Consider the following 8,650-nt stretch of genomic DNA (forward strand, 5'->3'; position numbering starts at 1 on the left):
CCGAGATCCCCGTCGGTCCCGGCTACCAGGTGCCCTTCGCCGAGCGCATCCGCCGCGAGGCCGGCGGGCCGACCGGCGCCGTCGGGATGATCAGCGAGCCCGCGCACGCGGAGAAGGTCGTCGCCATCGGGCAGGCCGACGTCGTGCTGCTCGCCCGGGCGCTGCTGCGCGATCCGCACTGGCCGCTGCGCGCCGCGCACGAGCTCGGGGTGGACGACGACGTCACCTGGCCCGAGCAGTACGCGCGGGCCGCCCGGTGGCCGTGACCCCGAGGGAGTGGTCCCCCGCAGATCACAGCGAGCCCACAGCGACAGAACACGCCGCGCCGGGTACCACTTGTCTCATGAGCCCCGCGTCCGCGTCGCCCGCCTCCGGCGGCCCGGCGACGGCCGCGGAACCGGAGGACCCCACGCCGACGGGGGGCCTCGCCGTCGGGACGGCACCGGCGCCCGCCGTGACGACTCCGGCGCCCACCGTGACCACGTCGGCGTCCGCCGGGACCACGTCGCCGTCCGCCGGGACGACCCAGCCCGACCCGGGCCCGCCCCACACCGGACGCTGCGCCCGCCCCGGCGACCGCGACGCGCCGGCGTGGGTGGAGGCGCTCGGGCGCGTCGGCCTCATCGCCTACGGGCTGGTCCACCTGGGCATCGCGGTGCTCGCGGTCCGCATCGCCACGCTCGGCGAGCGCGGCGCGCACGCCGACCCGCGCGGCGCGATCGAGCTGGTCGCGTCCGGCGGCGGGTCCCTCGGCCGCTGGCTGCTCGCGGGGGCCGCCCTCGCCCTGACCGCGTTCGCCGCCTGGCAGCTCCGCGCGGCCGCCGTCGGCTTCTGCTGGGCCCGCCCCGAGGAGCGCTGGCGCAAGCGGCTCGGGGCGTTCGCGAAGGCCGTCGGGGTGCTCTCGGTGGCGTGGCTCGCGGCCGAGTTCGCGACCCGGATGCAGGGCCGCCGCAACGCCTTCCAGGAGACCGTCGACGAGGTCTTCGCCCACGCCGGCGGCCGGTGGCTGGTGGGCGCGGTCGGGCTGTTCGCGATCGGGATGTTCTTCTCCATGACCTACACCGGGGTGCGCGCGACGTTCATGGGCGACCTGGTGCCCGAGAAGCTGCCGCGCCGTCGTCGTGTCCTCGCCCTGGTGACCGGCTCCCTGGGGAACCTGACGCGGGCCGTCACCTTCGGCGCCGTCGGCGTCCTCACCACGCTCGCGGCCTGGGAGAACGCGCCGCACCGAATCGGCGGCTTCGACGTCGCCCTGCGCGCGATCGCCGCGCACACCCTCGGGGCGACGATGTTCGTGGTCGCGGCGGTCGGGTTCGCCGCGTACTTCGTGTACTGCGTGATCGACGCGTACGCCCGTCACCCTTGAGGTGCGCTGCGCGCCGGTGAGCACTTTTCCGCCCTATGACACGGGAAAGTGCTCACGAGCGCGAAGCGCACCTATGTTTCCCGCACCACCTCCGCCGCGTCCTTGTCCTCCCGCAGCCCCTGGTAGCGGGGGTGGCGCAGCCGGCCGTCGGAGGTCCACTCGCCGAACCCCACCTGGCACACCAGCTCGGGGCGCACGAAGTGCTGGCCGCGCTCGCGGGGCACGTCGGAGAACGGCGCCTCCGGCACGGCGAGGGGGTCGAGCCGGGAGCGCAGGAGCTGCAGCGCGGCGTCGTCGAACCCGGTCCCGACCTTGCCCGCATAGCGCAGCGCGCCGTCCTGCCAGTACCCCACGAGCAGCGCCCCGAGCACGTGCCGCGACCCCGACGGGTCGGTCCACCCGCCGATGACGAACTCCTGGTCCTTGACGCACTTGAGCTTGAGCCAGTCGCGGCTGCGGCCCGCGGTGTACGGCGCGTCGAGGCGCTTGGCGATCAGGCCCTCCCAGCCGTCGGCGCAGGCCTCGTCGCGCAGCGCCAGCGGGTCGCCGTCGAGGGTCGGCGAGTGCAGCAACGGGCCGTCGTCGCGAACAACGGACTCCAGCAGCCCCCGCCGCGTCGACAACGGCAGGCGCGTGACGTCGAGGTCGTCGAGGACGAGCAGATCGAACAGGTGGCACTCGATCTCGACGCCGGTCGCGCGGGCCCGCGTCGGGTCGCTGAGGTGCATCCGCGCCTGCAGCGAGCCGAAGCGGCCGTCGGCGGCGACGATCTCGCCGTCGAGCACGAACCGGTCGGGGCCCGCGGCCTCGAGGGCCTCGACGACCTCCGGATAGCTCGCGTCCGCCGGCTTCTGGTTGCGGCTCCACAGCCGGGGGCGCTCGCCGCGCTCCCGGGTGGCGATGACGCGCACGCCGTCGTACTTCCGCTCGAAGCTCCAGCCCTCCGGGCCGGGCGGCGGGTCCGTCGGCTTGGTCAGCGTCGCGAGCATCGGCGCCCGGAACCCGGCGTCGGGGGCGCGGCGCAGCGCGCGGACCTGGTCCGGGGGCAGGTTCTCGAGGTCCAGCGGCTCCACGGGTCCTTCGTACCCCGCCGTCGTGCGACGCGCGCCACACCCCGGCAGGATGCGCCGGTATGAGCGAGCAGGCGGACGGCAACCGGTCAGATCTCGACCCCGCCGACCGCGCGGAGAACCTCGAGCAGCGCTACGTCGGTGAGCACCAGGAGACCGAGGAGCTCCTCGAGGGTCTCGACCCGGAACGCTCCGACGCCGACCAGACGACCGGCACCGTCGAGGGCGTCTCCCCGGGCGGCGCCGCCGAGGACCACGTGGAGAGCATGAGCCGCGACGACCCGTGAGGTCGCCGTGGCGCAGTCGGGTGAGTCGTGCCACGATCCTCCGCCATGCGCTACCTCGTTACCGGCGGTACCGGGTTCCTCGGGCGCGCCGTGCTGGCCCGTCTGCTCGCCCGTGAGGACTGCGAGGCGGTCTACGCCCTGGTCCGGCGGGGGTCGGTCGAGAAGCTCCGCCGACGCACCCGGGAGCTCGAGGGCGCGGACAAGCTCGTCACCGTGACCGGCGACCTCACCGCCGAACGGCTGGGCCTCTCCGACGAGACGATCATCGACCTGGCGGGCCAGGTCGACGACGTCCTGCACCTCGGCGCGATCTACGACGTCACCGCCGACGACGACGCGAACCGCTCGGCCAACGTCGACGGCACCCGCCACGTCGTCGCGGTCACCGCCGAGATCGGGGCCCGCTGCCTGCACCACGTCTCCAGCGTCGCCGTGGCCGGCGAGCACACCGGGGTGTTCACCGAGGACGACTTCGACCTCGGCCAGGAGTTCGGCAACCCGTACCACGAGACCAAGTTCGCGGCCGAGAAGATCGTCCGCGAGGAGTCGAGCACCGCATGGCGGGTCTACCGGCCCGCCGTCGTCGTCGGCGACTCGCAGACCGGCCAGATGGACAAGATCGACGGGCCGTACTACCTGATGGGCGCGATCAACGCGCTCGGGCGGCTCCCGGGCTTCCTGCGGGTGCCGGCCCCCGAGCTGGGTGCGACGAACATCGTCCCGGTCGACTACGTCGCCGACGCGATGGTCGCCCTGGTGCACACCGCCGGTCTCGACGGGCGCGCGTTCCACCTGGTCAATCCGCGCCCGCAGCCGCTCTCCGAGATCTACAACGCGCTGGCCGGCGCCCTCGGGGCCCCCAAGCTCCTGCCGGTGCTGCCGCCCGCCGTCGGGCAGGCACTCACCCGCGTCGCCGAGGGGATCGGCAGCACCCCGGCCGGTGGGTCGGCCCGCGACATCGCGCTCGCCGAGTTCGACATCCCGCCCGAGGTCCTGCCGCACCTGACGTTCTCGTGCGTCTACTCCTCCGAGGCCACCGTCGAGGCGCTCGACGGCTTCACCCCGCCGGAGTTCGGCGACTACGCGCCGGTCCTGGTCGAGTACTGGCGCGAGCACCTCGACCCGAACCGCGCGCGCCGCACGCCCCCCGGTCCCCCGCTGCTGGGGCGCCGCGTCGTCATCACCGGCGCCTCCTCGGGCATCGGGCGCGAGACCGCGATCAAGGTCGCCCGCAACGGCGGCGTCCCGCTGCTCGTCGCGCGGCGCACCGAGGAGCTCGAGGCCGTCAAGGACGAGGTCGAGCGCGAGGGCGGGCAGGCCCACGTCTACTCGTGCGACATCACCGACGGTGAGTCCGTCGACGCGCTGGTCAAGGCGCTGCTCGCGGACCACGCCGGGCCCGACACCGGCATCGACATGCTGGTCAACAACGCCGGGCGCTCGATCCGCCGGTCGGTGAAGCTCGAGCTCGACCGCTTCCACGACTTCGAGCGCACCATGGCGATCAACTACTTCGGCGCGGTGCGGCTGACGCTGGCGCTGCTGCCGCACATGATCGAGCGGCGGTTCGGGCACGTCGTGGACATCTCCTCCATCGGCGTGCAGACCGGGCCCCCGCGCTTCGCGGCCTACGTGGCCTCGAAGGCGGCGCTCGACGCGTGGGCGCGGATCGTCGCGACCGAGGTGATCGGTGACGGCGTCACGTTCACGACGATCCACATGCCGCTGGTCCGTACGCCGATGATCGCGCCGACGAAGATGTACGACGCGTTCCCGACGTCGAGCCCCGACGAGGCCGCGGACATGGTGATCCGCGCACTGGTCGACCGGCCGAAGCACATCGGGACGGCGCTGGGCACGCTCGGCGCCGTCTCGGCCAACCTCGCCCCGCGCCTGGTCGACGTGGTCATGCACGTGGCCTACCGGGTGTTCCCGGAGTCGTCCGCGGCTCGCGAGGGTACCGATGAGAAGACCCCCGGGGAGGACCGCGCCCTCGAGGCGGGTCCCCTGTCCCGGGGCGCGCAGGCCTTTGCCCGACTGCTTCCTGGAGTGCACTGGTGAGGACACCGTTCGGAACCCCGACCGAGCTCGCGACGGGGGTGCGGCTGCTGGTCGAGTCCGGCGTCGTCGCCCCGATCCGGCCCGACCGCGTGGTCCGGTTCCCGGTCGCGCTCTACCGCTACGGCTTCACCCCGACGACGGCGTTCGTCGTCGGGGCGTGGCGGCACCCGAACCGGCTCGCGATCGTCGACGACCGCGGCACGCTGACGTTCCAGGAGCTGCACACCCGTACCGACCGCCTCGCCCGCGCCCTCGCCGACCGCGGCCTGGGCCCGGGCAGCCGCGTCGCCGTGCTGTGCCGCAACCACCGCGGGCCGATCGAGACGATGATCGCCGCGTCGAAGATCGGCGCCGACGTCGTCCTGCTCAACACCGGGCTCTCGTCGCAGCAGATGGCCGCCGTCGCGGACGAGCAGGACATCACGACGATCGTCGTCGACTCCGACCTCGCCGACCGGCTGGACGAGGTCGACGACTCGGTGAAGCGGATCGCCGCGTGGCAGGAGGCCGGCGCGGCCTGCTGGGGCGACGACACCCTCGAGGGCCTCATCTCCGTCGACGGCTCCAAGGCCCTCCCGACGCGGCCGCCGACAGGCAAGACGATCGTGCTCACCTCCGGCACAACGGGGACGCCCAAGGGCGCCGAGCGCCCCTCCCCCACCGGGATCGGACCGGTCAACGCGATCCTCTCCCGCATCCCGCTGAGCGCCCGCGAGCCCGCGCTGGTCTCGGCGCCGCTGTTCCACACCTGGGGCTTCGCCGCGTACCAGATCGGCTCGCTCATGGGCTCGACGATCGTCCTGCGCCGCAAGTTCGACCCCGAGGACGCGCTGGCCCAGCTCGCGACCCACCGCTGCACGTCGATGTACGCGGTGCCGGTGATGCTGCAGCGAATCCTCGAGCTCGGCGCCGACGTCATCGCCCGCTACGACACCTCGGCGCTCAAGACGGTCACCGCGACCGGCTCGGCCATGCCCCCGCACAAGGTCACCGAGTTCCTCGACGCCTTCGGCGACAAGCTCTACATGCTCTACGGCTCGACCGAGGTCTCGTGGGCCTCGATCGCCAAGCCCGAAGAGCTCCGCGAGGAGCCGGGGACCGCGGGCCGGCCGCCCGTCGGGACCACCGTCAAGATCCTCGGTGACGACGACCAGGAGCTCGAGCCCGGCGAGACGGGCCGCATCTTCGTCGGGAACGACATGCTCTTCACCGGCTACACCGGCGGCCGCGGCGAGACCGAGGTCGTCGACGGCATGCTCGGCACCGGTGATCTCGGGCACTACGACGAGAACGGCCTGCTGTTCATCTCCGGCCGCGCCGACGACATGATCGTCTCGGGTGGGGAGAACATCCATGCCGGCGAGGTGGAGGGCCTGCTCTCCGACATGGACGGGGTCAAGGAGGCCGCGGTCGTCGGGGTCGACGACGAGGAGTACGGCCAGCGCCTGGCCGCCTACCTCGTGCTCGAGGACGGTGCCTCGCTCGACGCGGACGCGGTGCGCGACCACGTCAAGAACCACCTGGCGCGCTTCGCCTCGCCCCGTGACGTCGAGTTCCTCGACGAGCTGCCCCGCAACCAGACCGGCAAGGTGGTGAAGTCCGAGCTCGGCTCGTCGGACTCCTGACGCCCCGTTCCGCTCAGTGAGAGCTGTGCGTTCCTCCCGCTCCCCCCGGAGAACCCTGAGACCATGGGCACTCACCCCGGCCTGACGAAGGACGCCGATCCCGTCGACCTCGCGCGCGAGGTCACCGAGATGCTGCTGGCGAACGCGGCCGACAGCGACATCCCCGAGACCGGGGTGCAGCGCTCGATGCTGCGGTGCCTGGCGGCGCAGGGGCTCTACAGCGTGGCGGCGCCGGTCGCCGACGGCGGGCTCGGCCACGGCGAGCGCGCGCTCTGCGAGGTGGAGGAGGTCCTCGCCGGGGCCGACGCCGCGACCTGGTTCGTCCTCACCCAGCACCGCAGCCCGCAGGCGCTCACCGCGAACTCGTCGTACCCGGCGGCGAACGAGTACCGCGCGGCGCTCGCCCACGGCGACGAGCTCGGCGGGATCGCCATCGCCCACCTGCGCCGTCCGGGGACGCCGGCGGTGCGGGCCGTACCCGACGGGTCCGGCGGATGGCGGTTCACGGGCCGCTCGGAGTGGTGCACCGGGTGGGGGCTGGTCGACCTGGTGCTCATCGCCGCGGTGTCCGACGACGACCAGGTCGTGTTCGCCCTCCTCCCGGCCCACGAGCGGCCGGGCCTGCGGGCCTCCGCGCCGTACGCCCTGGCCGTCATGGGCGGCACCCGCACGGTGGGTCTGGAGCTCTCCGACATGCGGGTCCGCGGCGACGACGTGGCCGCCATCGTGGACCGCGAGGAGTGGCGACGCCGTGACGCCGACACCGTCGTCGACACCAAGCCGGCCACCCTGGGCCTGCTGCGCCGGGTGATCGACGAGACGGTGCGGACCGGGCACGAGCGCGACCGCCCGGCGGCGCTCGAGGAGGCCCAGGCGCTGACCGCGGCGGCCTGGCCGCTGCGGGAGCGGGCCTACGAGCTGCGGTTCAGCCCGGAGCGGAATCGGTTCGTCCAGGAGCGGCTGTCGCTGCGGGGCCGGATCGCGGAGCTCACGGTGCGGGCCGCGGCCGGGCTCGTGGCCGCGCGGGGCGGGTCGGCGATGTACAGGTCGTCGCACGAGCAGCGGTGGTCGCGCGAGGCGATGTTCCACCTCGTGCAGGCGCAGACCGACGACGTGCGGGCGGCGCAGTTGGCGGCGTTCGCTCGTCCGTGAGCGCTGCCCCCGTGCCAGCGAAGCGTCGACGCTTGCAACCAGTGGCAGGAAATCCACTTCGTCGGCGACGCCGCGCCGGGCTGGCCCGATCTCGCTAGGGTCGGCCGCGTGAACGGACGGCTGGTGTGGATCGATTGCGAGATGACGGGGCTGGACCTCGCGAACGACGCGCTCATCGAGATCGCGGCGCTCGTCACGGACGCCGACCTGGTCCCCCTCGGTGAGGGCGTCGACGTCGTCATCCACGCCTCCGACGAGGCGCTGGCGAACATGCCCGAGGTCGTCGTCGACATGCACGCGAAGTCGGGGCTGACCGAGGAGGTCCGGGCCTCGACGGTGACCATGGCCGAGGCCGAGAAGCAGGTGCTCGAGTACGTCCGCCGCCACGTCCCCGACCCGCGGACCGCTCCGCTGTGCGGCAACTCCATCGCCACCGACCGCGGGTTCATCGCGCGCGACATGCCCGAGCTCGACGAGCACCTGCACTACCGCATGATCGACGTCAGCTCGATCAAGGAGCTGTGCCGGCGCTGGTACCCCCGCATCTACTACGCGCAGCCCGAGAAGGGCCTGGCCCACCGGGCGCTGGCCGACGCGCGGGAGTCGATCCGCGAGCTGGAGTACTACCGCCGCACCGCCTTCGTCCCCCTCCCCGGGCCCTCGACCGACGAGGCCCGCGCGGCGGCGTCGGACGTCCTCGCCGCGGACGCGGCCGGCGCGGGCGCCGCGGAGGCGATCGAGGCCGGGCAGCAGGGCTCCGCCGGGGGGCAGGCCCCCGCTCCGGGCTCGGGCTGACCTCGGGGGACAACCCCGTAGCGGAGCACCCGGCCCGGGCTTGTACGCTTGGCGGGCCGCCGGGGAGACCGGGCGGCGATGGTGGGTGTAGCTCAGTTGGCAGAGCACTGGGTTGTGATCCCAGGTGTCGCGGGTTCAAGTCCCGTCACTCACCCGGACGGCAGCGGTACCCCCGTTGCCGGACCGGAAGATCGAGCTTGATAGTCTTCTGGTCACGCGCCGTTAGCTCAATGGGCAGAGCAAGTGACTCTTAATCACTGGGTTCGGGGTTCGAGTCCCTGACGGCGCACCCTT

At 73.2% G+C, this 8,650-nt stretch carries 8 protein-coding genes and 2 tRNA genes; 9 read left to right on the top strand and 1 reads right to left on the bottom strand.

All coding sequences use genetic code 11. The features are described 5' to 3' along the window. Positions 1-266 (top strand): oxidoreductase (locus AC0CYZ_RS17975; RefSeq protein ID WP_472217764.1); only part of this gene is annotated, 266 nt, incomplete at its 5' end. 77 nt (positions 267-343) lie between these two features. Continuing rightward, entirely contained in the window at positions 344-1,366 is a 1,023-nt protein-coding gene (locus AC0CYZ_RS17980; protein ID WP_472217766.1) for a DUF1206 domain-containing protein, read from the top strand. A 71-nt stretch (positions 1,367-1,437) separates the two neighbouring features. On the opposite strand, the gene ligD is transcribed toward AC0CYZ_RS17980, so the two are convergent. Then, complete coding sequence (gene ligD / locus AC0CYZ_RS17985; RefSeq protein WP_472217768.1) at positions 1,438-2,439, bottom strand: non-homologous end-joining DNA ligase; 1,002 nt, start codon at positions 2,437-2,439, stop codon at positions 1,438-1,440. 59 nt (positions 2,440-2,498) lie between these two features. Here ligD and AC0CYZ_RS17990 point away from each other — a divergent pair, with 59 nt between their 5' ends. From AC0CYZ_RS17990 to AC0CYZ_RS18020, 7 genes are all read left to right on the top strand, one after another. Then, complete coding sequence (locus AC0CYZ_RS17990; RefSeq protein ID WP_472217770.1) at positions 2,499-2,723, top strand: hypothetical protein; 225 nt, start codon at positions 2,499-2,501, stop codon at positions 2,721-2,723. A gap of 45 nt (positions 2,724-2,768) precedes the next feature. Continuing rightward, positions 2,769-4,784, top strand: coding sequence for an SDR family oxidoreductase (locus AC0CYZ_RS17995; protein WP_472217772.1), 2,016 nt, complete (start codon positions 2,769-2,771; stop codon positions 4,782-4,784). After that, positions 4,781-6,409: an AMP-binding protein gene (locus tag AC0CYZ_RS18000; protein WP_472217774.1), complete on the top strand. Its 1,629-nt coding sequence runs from the start codon at positions 4,781-4,783 to the stop codon at positions 6,407-6,409. The genes AC0CYZ_RS17995 and AC0CYZ_RS18000 overlap by 4 nt, the downstream gene beginning before the upstream one ends. 63 nt (positions 6,410-6,472) lie before the next feature. Next, positions 6,473-7,561, top strand: a complete 1,089-nt coding sequence (locus tag AC0CYZ_RS18005; RefSeq protein ID WP_472217776.1) for a hypothetical protein — start codon at positions 6,473-6,475, stop codon at positions 7,559-7,561. A 108-nt stretch (positions 7,562-7,669) separates the two neighbouring features. Beyond that, the gene (gene orn / locus AC0CYZ_RS18010) at positions 7,670-8,356 is read left to right on the top strand and encodes an oligoribonuclease (RefSeq protein WP_472217778.1); all 687 of its coding nucleotides are present in this window, start codon (positions 7,670-7,672) and stop codon (positions 8,354-8,356) included. A gap of 81 nt (positions 8,357-8,437) precedes the next feature. After that, positions 8,438-8,510: transfer RNA gene (locus tag AC0CYZ_RS18015), tRNA-His, on the top strand. 62 nt (positions 8,511-8,572) lie between these two features. Further along, positions 8,573-8,645 (top strand) — tRNA-Lys (locus AC0CYZ_RS18020). The last annotated feature ends 5 nt before the right edge of the window (positions 8,646-8,650 follow it).

This window comes from Actinomycetospora sp., assembly GCF_055612215.1.